The sequence below is a fragment of the Xanthobacter albus genome (assembly GCF_043194895.2).
GTDB lineage: Bacteria > Pseudomonadota > Alphaproteobacteria > Rhizobiales > Xanthobacteraceae > Xanthobacter.
This window is the reverse complement of the sequence record NZ_CM195532.1, coordinates 86,772-105,389: the sequence shown is the minus strand read 5'-3', so window position 1 is coordinate 105,389 and position 18,618 is coordinate 86,772. Positions and strand designations below refer to the sequence as shown.

Sequence of the window (18,618 nt, the reverse complement as noted above, 5' to 3'; positions counted from 1 at the left end):
GTATGTATTTTTTCTAAAATACTATGAAGATAAGGGTTTGGTCTGAATCGGTCTTTTATCGCGCTGTTCGGCGTTTTGCTGTGGCTCGATGTGTCTAATGCGTGGGGGCGGTGGATGAAGGCTGTTATCTTGGCGGGAGGTCTTGGGACCAGGCTGAGCGAGGAGACGCTGGTTCGTCCCAAGCCCATGGTCGAGATCGGGGGCTATCCGATCCTCTGGCACATCATGAAGATCTACTCGCATCATGGCATCCATGATTTCGTGATCTGCCTTGGCTACAAAGGCTATATGATCAAGGAGTATTTCGCCAATTACGCCCGGCACATGTCGGACATAACGGTCAATCTGCGCAGCGGCTCCATCGAGGTTCACAGGAACGATTCCGAGCCGTGGTCGATCTCCCTGATCGACACGGGCGAGAACACCATGACCGGAGGGCGCCTCCGTCGCGTGCTCCCCTATGTGAAGGACGAGGACTTCTGCCTCACCTACGGCGACGGTGTGTCAGACGTGGATGTCGGCAAGTCGATCGCGTTCCATCGTGCCCATGGCGGCATCGCCACGGTGACCGCGACCTATCCTCCCAAGCGCTTCGGCCATCTCGACATCGTTGACGGGCAGGTCCGCAACTTCAAGGAAAAGCCCGACGGCGAGGGCGGCTTCATCAACGGCGGCTTCTTCGTGCTGTCGCCGGAGGTCGAGCGCTACCTTCCTCCCGACGACAGCCTGATTTGGGAGCGCGAGCCGCTGGAAACTCTCTCGCGCGACCGGCAGCTCTATGCCTTCGAGCACACCGGCTTCTGGCAGCCGATGGATACCCTGCGCGACAAGACCTACCTGGAAGAACTCTGGGCGAGTAGGGCTGCGCCGTGGAAGGTCTGGGGCTGATGGCACCGGAATTCTGGCGCGGCAAGCGTGTTCTCGTCACCGGCCACACCGGCTTCAAGGGGGCGTGGCTGTCGCTGTGGCTGGCGCGGGCCGGCGCGATCGTGACGGGCTACGCCCTCGCGCCCGCCACGTCGCCGTGCCTGTTCCATCTCGGCAGGGTCGAGGATCGCGTCACCAGCGTGATCGGCGATATCAACGACCGGCCCCTGCTGGAACGTGTCGTCGCCGAGGCCCGGCCGGAGATCGTGCTGCACCTGGCGGCCCAGGCGCTGGTGCGCGATTCCTATGTCGATCCCATCAACACCTTCGCCACCAACGTCACCGGGGTCGTGACCCTGCTGGATGTGGTGCGGAGGGCGCCTTCGGTGGCGGCGGTTCTCGTCGTCACCAGCGACAAATGCTACGAGAACAACGAGTGGGTGTGGGGGTACCGGGAGGTGGATCGCCTCGGCGGGCGTGATCCCTACAGCGCCAGCAAGGGGTGTGCGGAGATCGCCGCCCAGTCCATGCAGCGCAGCTTCTTCCAGCCGTTCGCGCCGAACGGCCACGCTGCGCGCATCGCCACCGTGCGGGCGGGCAATGTGATCGGCGGCGGCGACTGGTCGGACAACCGCCTCGTTCCTGACATCGTGCGCGGATGCCTCGGCACGGAGGGGGCCGTCCGCCTGCGCAGCCCCTCGTCGCTTCGGCCGTGGCAGCATGTGCTGGAGCCGCTGGGCGCCTATCTGCTGATCGCCGAGCGTCTCGTGACGGCGCCGCAGGGGATCGACGAGGGCTGGAACATCGGCCCCGATCCGGGCGACGACCGGGCGGTGCTGGAGGTGGCGCGCGCCATGGTTTCGGCCATCGGCGTCGGGCGGATCGAGATCGAGGAAGACCCCTCCGCGCCGCACGAGGCGCGGCTGCTGCGCCTCGACTGCTCGAAGGCCAAGGCGCTCCTGGGCTGGCACCCGAATCTCCGGTTCGAGGATTCCATTCGTCTCACCGCCGAATGGTATGCCGCCTGGCACAAGGGCGAGGACATGGCGGCCTTCACCGACCGGCAGATCGAAGCCTATGCCGCCCTCGTCACGGGGCCCAGCGCCGGCTGACGCCGTCGCTGGCGACGGCGTATCGAGGTTGGAACGGCAGCGGGAAGGCCGGTAGGAGCGCGAGGGATTCGCAAGCCCTCGCGGACGCGCTCAGGCAAGTCGCGCGCGGAATGCGCCAGGCATGATGACGGGCAGCGGGCGATGATCGAGGGAACGCGGGGCCGCGTGGGAGAAGGCAAGACCATGAAGATGACGGGATCGGAATATATCGCCGAGTTTCTGGCCCGCGTCGGTGTGCGGCATGTCTTTACCCTCACGGGAGGCGCCTGCGCCTTCCTGATCGACGCTGTCGGGCGCCACAAGGATCTGGAGCTGATCTGCTGCCAGCACGAGCAGGCGGCGGCCATGGCCGCCGACGCCGTGTGGCGGGTCAGCCGCCGGATCGGCGTCACCATGGCCACCTCGGGTCCGGGCGCCACCAATCTCATCACCGGCATCGCCAGCTCGTTCTTCGATTCCATCCCCTCGCTCCACATCACCGGCCAGGTGAACCAGCGCGAGAGCACGGCGATGCACGGCGCGAACGTGCGCCAGTCCGGCTTCCAGGAGACCAAGATCGTCGACATGGTGCGCCCCATCACCAAGTATGCGGTGATGGTGCGCACGGTCGATGAGCTGCGGGACGAGCTCGCCAAGGCCTATGAGATCGCCCTGTCCGGCCGCATGGGGCCGGTGCTGATCGACGTGCCCATGGACATCCAGCAGGCGCAGATGGAGGCGGACTTCTCCGCCCTCGAGGCTCCCGCGGCAGCGCCGTCGTTCCCGGCGGCGAAGGGCGTGGCGGCGGATCTCAACGCCCTTCTCGCCAGGGCCCGGCGCCCGGTGGTGCTCTGGGGCGGCGGCATCGCCATGGCGGGCGTCGAGCGGGAGTTCTGCGCATGGCTGGACGCCAGCGGCCTGCCGTTCGTCTCGAGCTGGGCGGGCCTCACCGCCTTCGATCACGACCTTCCCGGCTACCTGGGCCAGATCGGCGTCTACGGGAACCGCGGCGCCAATTTCGCGCTCCAGAATGCCGACGCCGTGATCGTGATGGGCAGCCGGCTCGACAATCGCCAGCGCTCCGGCAACGCGGCCAATTTCGCCACCGGCGCCGATGTCTACGTGCTGGACGTGGACCAGGAGGAGCTGAGCAAGTACGGCGGCGGCCGCTATCGTGGCACGTGCATCGACCTGCGCGCCCTGCCGCAGATCCTGCCCGAGGTGCGGGTGCCCGTGCTCGACGCCGAGTGGCTCGCCTATGTGCGCGAGATGAAGCAGGAGTATTTCGGACGCGAGGTCAGCGCCTCCGCCCGCAAGCACAACAGCCTCTCGCCCTATGAGGTGATCCGCCGCATCAGCGAGATCGTGGCGCCCGACGCCGTCGTCGCGGCCGATACCGGCGCTGCCGTGTGCTGGCTCCACCAGGCATTCAAGGTGAAGCACCACAACCTCTTCACCTCCGGCGGCAACTCGCCCATGGGCTATGCCCTGTGCGCCGCCATCGGCGCCAAGCTGGAGGCGCCGGAGCGGCAGGTGATCGCCTACACCGGCGACGGCGGCTTCCAAGTCAATCTCCAGGAGCTGCAGACCGTCAAGCACCTGCAGCTCGACATCCCCGTCGTCATCATGAACAACGGCTGCTACGGCATCATCAAGCAGTTCCAAGACAGCTACCTGGGCAGCCGCTACACCGCCTCGCACGATGGCTACAGCACGCCAGACTTCGGTCGCATCGCCCATGCCTACGGGCTCGGCTACGTGCGGGTGGAGGATCTCGGCCAGCTCACGCCGGAGATCTTCCGCCAGGGAGCGGCCATTATCGACGTGATCCTCTCCGACCAGACTTTGATCGAGCCGAAGCTGGAGATGGGGCGGCCCATCAACGATCAATATCCCTATCTCAGCGACGCCGCCTATGCGCGCGGCAACCGCTACGTAGATTACCCCCGCCCGGAGACCATCAAGGCCCTGGCGGACGCAGAGAAGTGAGGGCATCGGCCGGACATCGCGCGGGGCGGGCGCCGCGCGCGCAGGGGTCCGGGCGCGGCCGCCAAAGCGGGAACGTGGGATGAAGCTGTTCGTCACGGGGGCCGGCGGTTTCGTCGGCGCCGCGCTGGTCCGGCAGGCGTTGCGCGCGGGGCACGAGGTCGCCGCTTTGGTGCGGCCCGGCGGCAACGTGGACCGGCTCGCCGACGCGGACGGCCGCCTGGAGATCGTGCAGGCGGATATCCGCGATGCCGAGGCCATCGCGGGCCTGCTCGCAGAGGTGCGGCCCGAGGTGGTGGTTCATGTCGCCTGGAGCGGCGTCAGCGGCGCGGCGCGGTTCGACCGGCTCCAGCTCACCGACAATGTCGAGGCCACCTGCGCCCTCATGGACGGCGCCATCGCCGCCGGTGTGAGCAAGTTCGTGGGCATCGGCTCCCAGGGTGAATACGGGCTGCTGGAAGGCCGGGTGGCGGAGGACAAGCTGCCGGAGCCGACCACCCTCTACGGCGCCTCCAAGGTGGCGGTGCTGCATCTGAGCCGCCAGCTCGCCGCCCAGGCGGGCATGTCCTTCGCGTGGCTGCGTCTGTTCTCCACCTATGGGCCTGACGACAATCCGCGCTGGCTGATCCCCACCCTCGTCGAGCAGATGCTGGATGGCGCGCGGCCAAAGACCACGCTCGGCACCCAGAAGTGGGACTATCTCTTCATAGACGACACCGCCTCCGGCATCCTTGCCGCGGCGGTCACGCCGGGCGCGCAGGGCGTGTTCAACCTCGGCGCGGGCGTTGCCGTGCCGGTGCGCCGGGTGGTGGAGACCATCCGCGACCTTGCGGCGCCGGACCTGGAGCTGGTGTTCGGCGAGATCCCCTTCCGCCCGGACCAGATCTGGCACATGGAGGCCGACATCGACCGTCTCGTCACGGCGACGGGCTGGCGGCCGCAGGTCGATCTCGAGGCCGGGCTTGCGCGGACCGTGGAATGGCATCGCGCGCGCCGGGCGGCGGCCGGGCAGGGCGCGCATGCCTAGCTGCGCCACGTCCCTCCTGGGCAGCCTGCAGAACCGGCGCTTCGTGCGCTTCATCGGTGTCGGCGTGCTGAACACCGCGTTCGGCTATCTGGTGTTCCTCGGTGGCCTGTTCCTCGGCCTCGGGCCCGCGGTGGCGCTGGCGATCGCGAATGTCCTCGGCGTGTGCTTCAATTTCTTCACCACCGGCCGGCTCGTCTTCAGCAATAGGGATAACGGGCGGATCTTCCGGTTCATCCTCGTCTACGTTCTCGTCTATGCGGGAAACGTGGGGCTGTTGAAGGCGGGTGAGGCGCTCGCGGTTCAGCCCGCGGTGGCGCAGCTTCTGATCCTGCCGGTGGTGGTGGTGGCGAGCTTTCTGCTCATGCGCGCTTTTGTCTTTCGGGAGGCGGCACAGTGAAGACGATCTCGGTGGTTTCCCCTTGCTTCAACGAGGAGGAAAATGTCCGCGCCTGCTATGAGACGGTGAAGGACATCTTCGCGCGCGAGCTTCCCGAATACCGGCTGGAGCACATCTTCGCGGACAATGCCTCCACCGACCGCACGGTGGAGATCCTGCGCGAGATCGCGGCCGAGGATCGCAGCGTCAAGGTGATCCTGAACGCCCGCAATTTCGGCCCCTTCCGCTCCCTCTTCAATGGCCTGCGCTACGCCACCGGCGATGCGGTGCTGGTGTTCCTGCCCGTGGACCTGCAGGACCCGCCGGAACTGATCCCCGAATTCGTGCGGCATTGGGAAAACGGGGTGGAGGTGGTGGCCGGCGCCCGCGAGAACCGCGAGGAGAGCTTCGCGCTGCGCACCTGCCGGGGCATCTTCTACAACATCGTCAACCGGCTTTCGGATTTCGAGATCCCGAAGAACGTGGGCGAGTTCCAGCTCATCGACCGCAAGGTCTGGGAGGCGGTGGTCGACAATCACGACCACTATCCCTACATCCGCGGCATCATCGCCTCGTGCGGGTTCCGGCGGATCATCGTTCCCTATACCTGGCGGGCGCGCAAGCGCGGCATTTCCAAGAACAACATCATGCGCCTGATCGATCAGGCGCTGAATGGCATCTTCTCCTTCACCAACGCGCCCATGCGGCTGTGCACGTTCGTGGGTTTCGGGCTTTCGGCGGTCTGCATTCTCTATGCGCTGCTGTCGCTGCTGTCGTTCGTGTTCGCGCCCCATCTCGCCCCGCGCGGAACGATGACCATCATCGTGGCCCTCTTCTTCCTGTCGGGCGTCCAGCTCGCCTTCATCGGAATGCTGGGCGAATACGTCACCTCCATTCACTCGCAGGTGCGCCGCGGGCGCCTCGTGATCGAGCGGGAGCGGCTGAACGTGGATGCGCCGCCGGCCTTGCAGGCGCAGCCGGACGCCTAGGTTCCGGCTTGCGGGACGATGTGCGACACGTCACAGAAGCGAGGGGCCACGGCTCGTCGAACGTTGGAAAAATCGGCCCGCGGCGGGCCGCGGGCGCGAAAGGGCGGCAGGGCCGCCCTGTGCCCCGGAGCGCGGGTGCGCAGGCGGAAAGGGATTGAAGATGACGTCAGCTACAGCCGATGAGCGCGGCCGGTCGCCGGAACAGGTGCGCGCGGAGATCCTCGCGCTGGTGGAAGAATACCATGCTTTGGCCCACGCGCGACGGCCGTTTCAGCCGGGGCATTCGCCCGTTCCCGTCTCGGGCCGCGTCTACGACCACACCGACATGCAGTCGCTGGTGGATTCCGCCCTGGAGTTCTGGCTCACCACCGGCCGCTTCAACGAGCAGTTCGAGACGGATCTGGCGCGGCGCATCGGCGTCAAGCGGTCGATGACCGTGAATTCGGGCTCCTCCGCCAATCTCGTGGCCTTCTCCGCGCTCACCTCGGGCCTGCTGAAGGACCGCCGCCTGGAGGCGGGCGCGGAGGTGATCACCGCCGCCACGGGCTTCCCCACCACGGTCAATCCCGCCATGCAGTGGGGCATGGTGCCGGTGTTCGTGGACGTGGACATTCCCACCTACAACGTCACGCCGGAACTGGTGGAAGCCGCCATCACGCCGCGGACGCGGGCGATCATGGTCGCTCACACCCTGGGCAATCCGTTCGATGCCGCGCGCATCGCGGAGATCGCCAAGCGGCATGACCTCTGGCTCATTGAGGATTGCTGCGACGCCCTCGGCGCCACAGTCGACGGGCGCCATGTGGGCACTTTCGGCGATGCCGGAACGCTCAGCTTCTATCCCGCCCACCACATCACCATGGGCGAGGGCGGGGCGGTCTTCAGCAACAACGCCGTGCTGAACCGCGCCATGGAATCGTTCCGTGACTGGGGCCGCGACTGCTATTGCGGCCCGGGTCAGGACAACACCTGCAAGCTGCGCTTCGAGTGGCAGCTGGGCGAGCTGCCCTTCGGCTACGACCACAAGTACACCTACTCGCATCTCGGCTATAATCTGAAGATCACCGACATGCAGGCGGCGGTGGGTGTGGCGCAGCTCGCCCATCTCGACGGCTTCATCGCCGCCCGCCGGCGCAACTTCGCGCTGCTGACCGAGGGGTTCCGGCAGCTCGAGGAGTTTTTCATCCTCCCCGAGGCGACGCCCCGCACCGATCCCTCCTGGTTCGGTTTCGTGCTGACGGTGCGCGAGAACGCGCCCTTCAGCCGCGACGACCTCGTGGCCTATCTCAACGAGAAAAAGATCGGCACGCGCCTGCTGTTCGGCGGCAACCTGATCCGCCAGCCCTACATGAAGGGGCGAAACTTCCGCGTGGTGGGCGATCTCGCCAATGCCGACCGGATCATGAACCAGACCTTCTGGATCGGCGTCTATCCGGCCCTCGGTGCGGCGGAGATCGACTACATGGTCGAGACCGTCGCCGGCTTCTGCCGCGCCCCCGTCACCCGCGAGCTGCGCCGCAAGCGGTGATGGCCTCGTCAGCCGGGTGAAGGCGGTGCCTCCCGGCTGATCCTCGGGAAAGGTCACGGTGACGGGAGCGATACCGGCTCCCGTCCGCCTTCCTATCGCGAGTGTGTCGGTTTCCCTCGGAAGATGGGCGGGACATTCGCGGCCCAGGTCCACGCACGGGTGCTGCTGGTAAGAGCGCGTCCGCCTCGCCAGTAGGCACCACGCCCTCCCTGCTCGCGTTTGCCGGCTTGAATCCGCTCCTGTGGCGCGGGCGTCAGCTGGATTTGGCAACTTGCGCTTGAAGCGCCTTCAGCCTCTGCTCGAAGAACGGATTGGGCTGGGCGGAGGTGTCCTTCTCAACGGCCTTCCGGTAGGCGTCCAGGGCCGCTTCGCGCTCGCCGGCATCCTCCAGCACCAGTCCGCGATAGAACCAGGTGTACGGGCTTTCGGGGCGAAGCTGCGTGCATGCTTCCAGAAACTTGCGGCCATAGCTGCGCGCATTGGCGTCGACCGATGCCTGAAGCGCGGAACATGCGTCCACCGGCGGCGCGCCCGACGATGCATCCGCAGCTTCCAGGAGCTTGGGCAGATTCAGCAGGTCCTGGACCGACACGCCGCCTGGGGCATTCAGAGCTGCGATTTGTTCTCTCGTATAGGCTTTGTACAGCGTGCCGTCGGGGTGAAATACCCATACGTAATCGTAGGCTGCGGGGTCATAATTTTCGGGAGTGAGAAATGTCACCCCTTCCGAAAGCTTCCCTTGGAAAGGAGGATACTCCACGACCGAGAAGTTGATAGTGCGACCCTTCTTGAGTTCATCAAGCGAGCGCGGATGAGCGAAGGGACTGAAAGGAAAAGATATGCCCGTGACCAGCACGCGTGAGGTCTTGTCGGTCGGCAGTTCGCGGATTTCCTTGCGAAGGGCGCGCCAGAGATTCCGCTGGGTGCTCTCCTGAATGAGAACCCAGCTCCCTCCCGCATAAGCGTCGCGGTTCAGCTTCGGGTTGAGCAGGAGCAGGACGGCGGCGGCAGTGGCGACACCGAGAGCCAGGACCTGTCTGCGCACGATCAGAGCCAGCAGGAGGATTGGCAGGAAGAGGAGATACGCACCACTCCAGGAGTATCCGGCGAAGAAGTGATTGGGCAGAACGGAGTTCGGTAGCCACGCGGCCGCGCCTGCGGCCGCCGCCATGAGGCCGAGCGTCGCCGGGCCGCGCCATCCCTCCCGGCGATGGAGCCGCCATGTCGCGGCAAGCAGCAGCACGAGGCTCGCCGTCAACGCCGCGCTGGATCCGAGCGAGGCGTAACTCCACCATTCCCTGAGAACGGACGGGGGAGAAATGTCCACTTGGTAGGCGTTGCCGCCGGCCTGACCGAAAAACACCGAGCGGCCGCGGATTCCCAGGCCGAGGGCAAACCCAAGCGCCGCGATCAGCGTGGCGGCGGGCAGCAGCCTCCATGTCCAGGTACGCCAGCGCGACAGTGGTACATAAGCTGCCGCGACGCCCAGCGCGGAAAGGGCATAGGTTTCCTTTGAAAGGAAGGCCAGGAGAGCGAGCAGGAAAAGCACGTAGGTCGCCATGAAGAGGCTTTTGTCCTTCAGGCCCGCGAAGCTCAGTCCGCCCAGCATCAAGAAGAAGAACGACGTCTGCGCCCACACATCCTGCGAATAAAATATGTAGAATCCCGGTGCGGAGTACAGGGTGAAGAAATAAAGGGTCGATGCTGCCAGGACCGCCGGGACGTTCTGGATGCCCAGGGCGCGGCGAAACGCAAAGACCGCGAGTGCACCGTTAAGGATGGTGATGGCAGCAATGATCCCGATGCCGATCCGCATCGGCGCGTTGCCGATCATCGCGAGGGTGTAGACGCCGACGGGCCGCGCCCAGGACAGGTATTTCAGGCCCTCGACGGGGTCGGCGCGCAGGTTCGTGGCGAGGTAAAAGTCGCTGTGATGAGGCCAGAAGGGATCGAAATAGCCGGGGTAGACGAATTTCAGGACAAGGGCGAAGACCAGCGCCGACAATCCGGCGCACGCCCCGAATTCCAGGATGCTGCTCCTGTGCTTCATCAGCCTTTCCCGGAGTCGTGCAGCGACTGTGTGGAGCGCGCGCCAAGCCTCGCGCGCATAGACAAGGCGATCTCGCATCACGTTTCGTCCCCAGCGCACCGCCGGGCGTTCGACGAGAAGGCTGGACAAGGAGCCAAGAGCAATAGCGATGGCCATTGCTGACAACTGGTTCTGCCAGATCTTCGACGCGGGAAACACGTGGAAGAGGCTTTGCTGGATGGGGAAGCCGTAAAGATAGACGCCGTAGGAGGCATCAAGAGGAAGCTTCAGCCGCGTCACCACGAAATCCGCCGATGCGATGACAAGCACGGAGTAGAACAGGGCGATATAGAAGCTCAGCTGAGCCAGAACGGGTTGGGTGGTGAGCCAGTAGAGCAGCCAGAGGCCGGCGGCCGCCTCTATCCGGACGGTCAATCTGTGGGACAGGAGCGCAAAGAAAATTCCGATGAGGAAGCAAGGCAGCAGCCAATAGGACTCATCGGCCCCGTTGAATCCGCCGATCAGGCCCGGGGCGAAGAAGTAGACGCCGAAAACCGCAGCGGTGACCGCCAGCGCCAGCCACCTGTTGGTAAACGCCCCCAGGGCCAGCCCGATGAAGACATAAGTATAGCACAGCCACTCCCACGGCAGGGTCCAGAGCGAGCCGTTCACGCCGTAGCGGCTCGCTTCGAAGACCCCGGGCAGGCGCCACTGTATGTCACGCAGGATGGAATTGTTTATCAGGTAGCGGTATATTTCCGCTGATGACAGGTATTCAATCCAGCCCTTTGACGTAAAGGCCAAGCCAATCACAAAGACAGTGATTATGTTGCATACAATCAGGGCCGGAAAGATACGGAAAACGCGCTTTGCGACGAAGCTGGCCGGCGAGGCGTCCCGGAACAGGGCATGTGTGACCAGAAGGCCGCTGATGAAGAAGAAGACCTTGACCGCGAGCGATCCGGAGTAATCGAAATGTACCAGCCTCTGGACGAAATCCGTCCCCGTGGGCTGAGGGGAGAGCGCGTATGCATGGCCGAATATGACCGCACAGGCCGCGATAAGACGGATCAGGTCGAAATTGTTGTTGGCTGGCAGAAGAATATCGTCGACCGTGCGGGCGCTTCTCCCCCAGGGCAAATCCGTCGCGGACCGCAACTGCTCCATTCCACGCTCGCTCAGTGTCATGCTCGAATATCTGGCCGCGTCACGCGCGCGACGGACCGGTGATGACCTGCCTCGCGGGCGGGCGGCGCACGTCAGCGGAAGCTCCGGCCCATCGTGCGCCGATTGGGGCTCTTCGCCGCCAGCTGCCGTGTGATATCGACCGTTCGCGTTCGGTTAGGTTCTTAGCGAACTCGGTCTCTTCGCGCACGCACAAAGTGTCGGTCGCGGCTAGCGGGGAGCATTCCGCGCGGGCACGGGAGCTGCTGGTTGGGGGGGGCTCAGCTCCGGGCCGGTTTCCAGGGGCTGCGCCCGAATCGCGCCGGCCGGTTACCGCTAACCTCGCCTTAAGCCTGTTCGTGCCTAGGTTCCCGTCGAGCGTCGCGGCGATTTCTTCGCGCTGCAGCACGAAAGAGCGCTCCCGTCAAAGTTTGGACAGAGTCCCCCGGTCAAACACCGGGACACTTTGGGCAGACGGGCGGAGTTGTCCCGCGCGGCGGTCGTCGCCGCGCGCAGCGGAGCCGAGAATGAACGATCAGATGAGCAGGCGCGGCGGGGCGCCTGCGATTGCGTCGCCTCTTCCTGCCCGGGTTCCGGCCGCGGCGGGCCGTGCCCTGCGCCCGCTGGCGGTGGTGTTTCTCCTCGCGCTCGGCCTGCTGGTGGCGGGCATCGCGCCGGGCCTGGCGCAGGACATGGGCACCGTGCCGCCGCCGGGCGGGGCCATCGGTGCCGCGCCCATGGCGGCGCCGGCGGGCGACATCTCCTTCCTCGGCCTCTTCCTGCAAGCCCACTTCGTGGTGAAGCTGGTGATGCTGGGCCTCATCGCCGCCTCCATCTGGGTGTGGGCGATCATCATCGACAAGATCATCCTCTACGGCCGCAACAAGCGGGAGATGGACCAGTTCGAGCAGGTGTTCTGGTCGGGCCAGAGCCTCGAGGACCTCTACCGCACCCTTTCCGGGCGCACGAACCACGGCATGGCCGCCATCTTCGTGGCCGCAATGCGGGAGTGGAAGCGCACCTACGAGGGCGGCGCGCGCTCGTTCGCGGGCCTCACCCAGCGGCTCGACAAGGTGATGAACGTGACCATCGCCCGCGAGATGGAGCGGCTCGAAGGGCGGCTCCTGGTGCTGGCGACGGTGGGGTCGGCGGGCCCCTTCATCGGCCTGTTCGGCACGGTGTGGGGCATCATGACCTCGTTCCAGTCCATCGCCGCCTCGAAGAACACCTCGCTCGCGGTGGTGGCGCCGGGCATCGCGGAGGCGCTGTTCGCCACCGCCATGGGCCTCATCGCGGCCATTCCCGCGACCATCTTCTACAACAAGTTCATTTCCCAGGCGGGCCGCCAGGGCCAGCGCCTCGAAGGGTTCGCGGACGAGTTCTCCGCCATCCTCTCGCGGCAGATCGACGAGCGGAGCTGACGCATGGGCATGGGTGGGGCAGGGGCTTCGGGGTGGCAGAGCCGGCGCTCGCGGCGCCGCGCGACCCACGTGATGGCCGAGATCAACGTGACGCCCATGGTGGACGTCATGCTGGTGCTGCTCATCATCTTCATGGTGGCGGCGCCGATGCTCACCGCCGGCGTGCCCATAGACCTGCCGCAGACGCAGGCGAGCGCCGTGAACCAGGACAACAAGGAGCCCATCACCCTCTCGGTGAACGACAAGGGCCAGGTGTTTCTGGGCGAGAGCGAGATCAAGTCCGAGGACCTCGTGACCAAGCTGCAGGCCGTGACCCAGGCGCGGGGCGGCATGGAGGAGCGCATCTTCGTGCGCGCCGACAAGAAGGTGGACTACGGCTCCGTGATGAAGGTGATGGGCCGTCTTTCCGGCGCCGGCTTCAAGAAGGTGGCGCTGGTCACCGAAGTGGATCAGGGGAGCTGAAGTCAAGGCCATGAAACCGGGCCTCGCGGCATCGACGGTCGCCCATGCGGCGATCATCATCCTCACCCTGGTGTCCTTCACCGGGGCGAAGCCGTTCGAGCCGATGCCGGAATCCATGCCGGTGGACGTCATTTCCGCGAGCGACTTCACCAAGCTCACCAAGGGCGCCAAGACCGCGCCGAAGGCGGAGAAGCCGCAGCAGGTGGCGGAAAAGGTGGCCGAGCCGACCCCGGTGGAGGACCCCCGCCTGAAGGTGAGCAAGGACGCGCCGGTGGAGGCCACCACCCCGCCGCCGCCCGCGCCCGCCCCGGCCCCCAAGGTGGATACGCCGCCCGAGCCGCCCAAGCCGGTGGAAGCGCCGCCCAAGCCGCCCGCGCCCCAGAAGGCGGTGGAGGCGCCGCCCAAGGCCGAGCCCAAGGCGGATGAGGCGCTGAAGAACGAGCCCAAGAAGGAAGAGAAGCCGAAGGAAGAGCAGCCCAAGGAAGAGGCCAAGGTGGCCCCGACCCCGCTGCCGCCCAAGAAGCCGGCGCCTCCGCCGCCCAAGCCCGTGCAGGCGCAGCAGACGCCCTCGCGCGAGTTCAACAGCGACCAGATCAAGGAGCTGCTCGACAAGCGCACGCCCACCCGCCAGGTGGCGAGCGCGAGCCAGACCTCCACCACTTCCTCCCTCGGCGCGCCTTCCGGCCAGGCGGCGACCCTGAGCATGAGCGAGATCGACGCTTTCCGCGCTCGCATGCGGCAGTGCTGGAACACCACCGGCATTCCGCCCGAGCAGCGGGTGTTCGTGGACCTGCGCGTGGATCTCAAGCCGGACGGCATGCTCCAGACGGAGCCGGTGGTGATGCAGGGCAGCCCGCCGCCCTACGGCCCGGTGGTGGCGCGCACGGCCATCGCCGCGCTGGTGCGCTGCCAGCCCTTCACCATGTTCCGCAAGGAGACCTATGCCCAGTGGAAGAGCATGGATCTCACCTTCCGGCCGCAGGAGTTTGATCGGTAGGCGCGTAATCCGTCATGGCGCGGTCGCGCGTCATCTTCTATGTCCCCATCATGATGGCCGCCGCGCGGCTTGTCCCGCAGCGGAGCGGCCGAACCCACCAGAGGCCCCGATACCGTGATGTCCCCCTTCGAACGCTTCGGACCCGCGCTGAGCCGCCGCCGCTTCGTCGCTGGCGCCGGCGGCCTCCTCGCCGCCGGCGCCGCCTTCCGCGCCCTGCCGGCGGCCGCCGCCACGAAGGTCGACATCACCTCCGGCACGCCGCAGCCGATCCCCATCGCCGTCACGGACATGCTGGGCGAGACCGAGCAGGGGCGGGCCATCTCCGGCGTCATCGCCTCGGACCTGAAGCGCTGCGGCCTGTTCGCGCCCATCGATCCGAAGGCGTTCGTGGAGCAGATCACCAATCCCGACACGCCGCGCTTCCAGGACTGGCGGGTCATCAACGCGCAGGCGCTGGTCACCGGCCGCGTCTCGCGCCAGTCGGACGGCCGCTTCCAGGTGATGTTCCGCCTGTGGGACGTGGTGGCGGGCCAGCAGATCGCCGGCCAGCAGTTCGTGGCGCAGCCGGAGAACTGGCGCCGCATCGCCCACATCATCGCCGACGTGATCTACGAGAAGCTGACCGGCGAGAAGGGCTATTTCGACACCCGAATCGCCTTCGTGGACGAGAGCGGGCCGAAGGAGCGCCGCATCAAGCGCCTCGCCATCATGGACTGGGACGGCGCCAACGTGAGCTATCTCACCCGCGGTGATTCGCTGGTGCTGACCCCGCGCTTCTCGCCCACCAGCCAGGAGCTCACCTACATGTCCTACGCCCAGGGCGAGCCCCGGGTGTACCTGCTCAACATCGAGACGGGGCAGCGGGAGGTGGTGGGCAATTTTCCGGGCATGAGCTTCGCGCCGCGATTCGCGCCCGATGGCCAGCGCGTCATCATGAGCCTGCAGCAGGGCGGCAACGCCAACATCTTCGTCATGGACCTGCGCTCCAAGGCCACCACCCGCCTCACCGACACGCCGGCCATCGACACCGCGCCCTGCTACGCGCCGGACAGCCGGCAGATCTGCTTCGAGAGCGACCGCGGCGGCACCTCGCAGATCTATGTGATGAATGCGGACGGCTCCAACCAGCACCGCATCTCCTTCGGCAACGCGCGCTATTCCACGCCGGTGTGGTCTCCTCGCGGCGACTGGATCGCCTTCACCCGCCAGGCGGAGGGGCGATTCGCCATCGGCGTGATGCGCCCCGACGGATCGGGCGAGCGCGTGCTCACCGAGGGCTACCACAACGAAGGCCCGACCTTCTGCCCCAACGGGCGGGTCATCATGTTCTTCCGCGATCCGGGCGGCGCCTCGGGCCCCTCGCTCTACATGGTGGACGTCACCGGCTACAACGAGCAGCGCGTGCCGACGCCGAGCTATGCCTCCGACCCCGCGTGGTCGCCGCTGCGGTCCTGATTCGCTGTGCCGCTGTCGGGTTGGCGCGCGGCGACTGTGGCCGCGCGGCCACAAGTGGAAACGGCATCGACCTCGCCCCCTCCTGCGCACAAGGTTGCCATGATGCCGCCACGGGGCGGCATCACTGAAGGGGATGTCCAAGGCCGGCGCCGCGATGCGGCGGGCCTTTTGTTATCAAGGCGATGGGAGCGGCCCCGCAGGCGGGGCCAGCCGGTGGCAGGGCATGCCGCCGGGCGGCTCGCTATGGCCTGGAGAAGGGCGCGACTGGGCGTCAACGGCTTGGAAACCATAACGCTCAGTATTCGTCCTGGTTTCAGCTTGAGCGCGCGCGACGGTGTGCGTGCGGAACATTCGCTTAACCGGCGGGCGGCTAGATCATCCCATCCGGTCTGCGTGAAGATAAGGAGACACCGGAATGCGTTTTCTTGAGGTTGTTCGCGGCTTCCGGTTCGCGGCTCTGTTCGGTTTCGCGCTGGCGCTCGCCGCGTGCGCCAACAATCAGAATCAGGGTGCGGGCTATGGTGGCGCCGGTGGCCCTCCCGGCTCGCCGCAGGAGTTCGTGGTGGCGGTGGGTGACCGCGTGTTCTTCGAGAGCGATCAGACCGACCTGACCCCCCAGGCCCGTGCCACCCTCGACCGCCAGGCCCAGTGGCTCCAGCAGTGGAACCGCTACACCTTCACCATCGAGGGTCACGCCGACGAGCGCGGCACCCGCGAGTACAACATCGCCCTCGGCGCTCGTCGCGCCCAGTCCGTGCGTGACTATCTGGCGGCCCGCGGCATCGACCCGGCCCGCATGCGCACCATCTCCTACGGCAAGGAGCGCCCGGTGGCGATCTGCAACGACATCTCGTGCTGGTCGCAGAATCGCCGCGCCGTCACCGTGCTGAACGCCGGCGGCGCCTGAGCCGCCGACGCCGAAGACCGGATGCGACCGAAGCCGGCGCCGCAAGCTGCGCCGGCTTCCGCATTTCTGCGGTGCACCGCGCCCGAGCGCCAGTCGGCGGGTCACACTTTGGACGCGATCGCCCCCCTATGCTGCGCGGCACGCGTGGATGCGTCTTTGTGTTTCGGGCCAAGCCGTTGGGCCGCTCGCGGGTTTCGCCGGCCTTGTCGCCGAAGGCGGAACAGCGGCGTGTCCCGACGAATCGCGCCTGGACGCCGGATGCGATCGGCGGTGCCATCAGCCCTTGCGAGCCCCATGCCTTCGATTTCGCCCTTCATCCGCAAGATCCGCGCGGTGGCGCCCGCGGCGGTCCTCGTCCTCGCCTTCGCGGGGCCGGCCGCGGCGCAGCAGGACAACAACATCTTCGGCAACCTCTTCAAGCCGCCGGCTCCGGTGCAGGACCCGAGCCACGGCGCCGAGGCTTCCGAGGCCGCCATGCGGCTCGACCGCATCGAGAGCGCGATGCGCAACCTCACCGGCCAGATCGAGCAGCTCCAGTTCCGCAACCAGCAGCTCGAAGCCCAGGTGAAGCGCCTGCAGGACGATGCCGACGCCCGCGCGGGCGGCCACGCCGGCACGCCCGCCATGGCGCCGCAGCCTGCGGCCGCCGCGGCGAGCCGCCCGGCCGTCGCGCCCGCCGTGCCGCTGGCACCGGGGGCGGGCGGCAAGCGCTCGGACGCGTTCGATCCCGGCGCGGACCCGGCCGCGCCCGGCGCGCCGCAGACCCTCGGCTCGCCCGCCAGCGTCTCGTCCGGCGTCACCCGTCCGGTTCCGGGCGCGGCGGTCGCCGGCGGCACCCAGGTGGCCGCGCTGCCTGCGGGCGGCTCCCCGCGCGAGCTTTACGACCAGGGGCAGGCCCAGCTCCAGCGCCAGGAATACGGCGCGGCCGAGCAGACCTTCCGTCAGGTCATCCAGGCCAATGCGGGCGACCGCATCATCCCGGACGCCACCTTCATGCTGGGGGAGAGCCTGTTCCTGCGGCAGAGCTATGGGGATGCCGCCGCCTCCTTCCTGGAGGTATCCACCAAATATCCCAACTCCGTCCGCGCGCCCGAGGCGCTGCTGCGGCTCGGCCAGTCCCTGGCCGGCCTCGGCGAGAAGGAGACCGCCTGCGCCACCTTCCTGGAGGTGGACCGCAAGTATCCCCGCGCGCCATCCGCCATCCGCCAGGCGGTGGAGCGCGAGCAGAAGCGTGTCGGCTGCTGAGGCCCCCGCGCTCGGCGATGACGAGCGCGACCGCCTGCTCGCGGGCTTTTCTTCTTATTCCCACATCCTGATCGCGGTTTCGGGCGGCCCCGATTCGACGGCGCTGCTGTGGCTCGCCGCCCGCTGGCGCGCGGCCCGTGCCGGGGGGGCGCGCCTGAGCGCCGCCACCGTGGACCATGGCCTGCGCCCCGAGGCCGCCGCCGAGGCGGATGCGGTGGCGCGGCTCTGCGCCGGGCTCGGCCTTCCCCACCGCACCCTCGCCTGGGAGGGGCCGAAGCCCGCCCATGGCATCCAGGCCGCAGCGCGGGAGGCGCGCTATGGCCTGCTCCTCGCCGCCGCGCGCGAGGCCGGGGCGGGCGCGCTCGCCCTCGCCCACACCGCCGATGACCAGGCGGAGACGGTCCTCTTTCGCCTCGCCCGCGGGTCGGGCCTCTCCGGCCTCGCCGCCATGCGGGAGGTGTCGGAGCGCGGGGGCGTCGCCCTGCTGCGCCCGCTGCTGGAGGTGCCGAAGGCGCGGCTGGTGGCGACCCTGGAGGCGGCCGGCGTGCCGTTCGTGCGCGACCCCGCGAACAGCGACCCCCGTTATGCCAGGGCCCGCCTCAGGCGCCTGGCCCCCGCCCTGGCGGAAGAGGGGCTCGATGCCCGCCGCCTCGGCACCTTCGCCCGTCGGGTGGCGCGGCTCGATGCGGCCGTCGAGGCCGCCACCGACGAAGCCGCCGCCCGGCACCTGATCGCGGCGCCCGGCGCGCGGCGCATGGCCGCGGACGCCCTGGCGGCGCTGCCGGAGGAAATCGCGCTGCGCCTGCTCGGGCGATGCGTCGCGGCCATGGCGTGCGAGGGGCCGGTGGAACTCGGCAAGCTGGAGGCGCTGGCCGGCGCGCTGCGCGCTCATCTGGCGGGGGGGCGCGGCGCCTTTCGCCGCACCCTGGCGGGTGCGCTGGTGGCGGTCCGGCGCGGCGAGGTGATCGTGACCGCCGCGCCGCCGCGCCGTGGCACATGAGCCCTGGCCGCGATTTCACGTCCGTTTGCCTTGGCAACGCCGGAGTGCGCACCTAGATTATGCGGGAGACGGTG

General features: G+C 67.4%; 15 protein-coding genes. 14 read left to right on the top strand and 1 reads right to left on the bottom strand.

Annotation, left to right across the window (positions count from 1 at the left end):
* Positions 1-114 precede the first annotated feature (114 nt).
* The 7 genes from rfbF to rfbH all read left to right on the top strand — a co-directional run bounded on the left by rfbF (position 115) and on the right by rfbH (position 7,864).
* Entirely contained in the window at positions 115-888 is a 774-nt protein-coding gene (gene rfbF / locus V5F75_RS00455; protein WP_394034230.1) for a glucose-1-phosphate cytidylyltransferase, read from the top strand.
* Complete coding sequence (gene rfbG, locus V5F75_RS00450) at positions 888-1,979, top strand: CDP-glucose 4,6-dehydratase (protein WP_394034229.1); 1,092 nt, start codon at positions 888-890, stop codon at positions 1,977-1,979. The genes rfbF and rfbG overlap by 1 nt, the downstream gene beginning before the upstream one ends.
* Before the next feature lie 183 nt (positions 1,980-2,162).
* Positions 2,163-3,947: a thiamine pyrophosphate-binding protein gene (locus tag V5F75_RS00445; RefSeq protein ID WP_394034228.1), complete on the top strand. Its 1,785-nt coding sequence runs from the start codon at positions 2,163-2,165 to the stop codon at positions 3,945-3,947.
* Between the two features lie 79 nt (positions 3,948-4,026).
* Positions 4,027-4,971, top strand: a complete 945-nt coding sequence (locus V5F75_RS00440; protein WP_394034227.1) for an NAD-dependent epimerase/dehydratase family protein — start codon at positions 4,027-4,029, stop codon at positions 4,969-4,971.
* Positions 4,964-5,368: a GtrA family protein gene (locus V5F75_RS00435; RefSeq protein WP_394034226.1), complete on the top strand. Its 405-nt coding sequence runs from the start codon at positions 4,964-4,966 to the stop codon at positions 5,366-5,368. The genes V5F75_RS00440 and V5F75_RS00435 overlap by 8 nt, the downstream gene beginning before the upstream one ends.
* A complete protein-coding gene (locus tag V5F75_RS00430; protein ID WP_394034225.1) occupies positions 5,365-6,336 on the top strand; it encodes a glycosyltransferase family 2 protein in 972 nt (323 codons plus the stop codon). Before V5F75_RS00435 ends, V5F75_RS00430 begins: the two co-directional genes overlap by 4 nt.
* Before the next feature lie 160 nt (positions 6,337-6,496).
* Positions 6,497-7,864 carry a lipopolysaccharide biosynthesis protein RfbH gene (rfbH, locus tag V5F75_RS00425; protein ID WP_394034224.1) on the top strand — a complete coding sequence of 456 codons (1,368 nt, stop codon included), beginning with the start codon at positions 6,497-6,499 and terminating at the stop codon, positions 7,862-7,864.
* A 253-nt stretch (positions 7,865-8,117) separates the two neighbouring features.
* On the opposite strand, the gene V5F75_RS00420 is transcribed toward rfbH, so the two are convergent.
* Entirely contained in the window at positions 8,118-11,081 is a 2,964-nt protein-coding gene (locus tag V5F75_RS00420; RefSeq protein ID WP_509212128.1) for an acyltransferase family protein, read from the bottom strand.
* Positions 11,082-11,794: 713 nt separating this feature from the next.
* On the opposite strand from V5F75_RS00420, the gene tolQ reads away from it, so the two are divergent.
* From tolQ to tilS, 7 genes are all read left to right on the top strand, one after another.
* Positions 11,795-12,478, top strand: a complete 684-nt coding sequence (gene tolQ, locus V5F75_RS00415; protein WP_394034403.1) for a protein TolQ — start codon at positions 11,795-11,797, stop codon at positions 12,476-12,478.
* 3 nt (positions 12,479-12,481) lie between these two features.
* The gene (gene tolR / locus V5F75_RS00410; protein WP_394034222.1) at positions 12,482-12,940 is read left to right on the top strand and encodes a protein TolR; all 459 of its coding nucleotides are present in this window, start codon (positions 12,482-12,484) and stop codon (positions 12,938-12,940) included.
* A gap of 10 nt (positions 12,941-12,950) precedes the next feature.
* Positions 12,951-13,937, top strand: coding sequence for a cell envelope integrity protein TolA (tolA, locus tag V5F75_RS00405; protein ID WP_394034221.1), 987 nt, complete (start codon positions 12,951-12,953; stop codon positions 13,935-13,937).
* Between the two features lie 117 nt (positions 13,938-14,054).
* Positions 14,055-15,392: a Tol-Pal system beta propeller repeat protein TolB gene (gene tolB / locus V5F75_RS00400; protein WP_394034220.1), complete on the top strand. Its 1,338-nt coding sequence runs from the start codon at positions 14,055-14,057 to the stop codon at positions 15,390-15,392.
* A gap of 415 nt (positions 15,393-15,807) precedes the next feature.
* The gene (gene pal / locus V5F75_RS00395) at positions 15,808-16,299 is read left to right on the top strand and encodes a peptidoglycan-associated lipoprotein Pal (protein WP_393988991.1); all 492 of its coding nucleotides are present in this window, start codon (positions 15,808-15,810) and stop codon (positions 16,297-16,299) included.
* Positions 16,300-16,593: 294 nt separating this feature from the next.
* Positions 16,594-17,544, top strand: coding sequence for a tol-pal system protein YbgF (gene ybgF, locus V5F75_RS00390; protein ID WP_394034219.1), 951 nt, complete (start codon positions 16,594-16,596; stop codon positions 17,542-17,544).
* The gene (gene tilS, locus V5F75_RS00385) at positions 17,531-18,544 is read left to right on the top strand and encodes a tRNA lysidine(34) synthetase TilS (RefSeq protein WP_394034218.1); all 1,014 of its coding nucleotides are present in this window, start codon (positions 17,531-17,533) and stop codon (positions 18,542-18,544) included. Before ybgF ends, tilS begins: the two co-directional genes overlap by 14 nt.
* Positions 18,545-18,618: the final 74 nt, after the last annotated feature.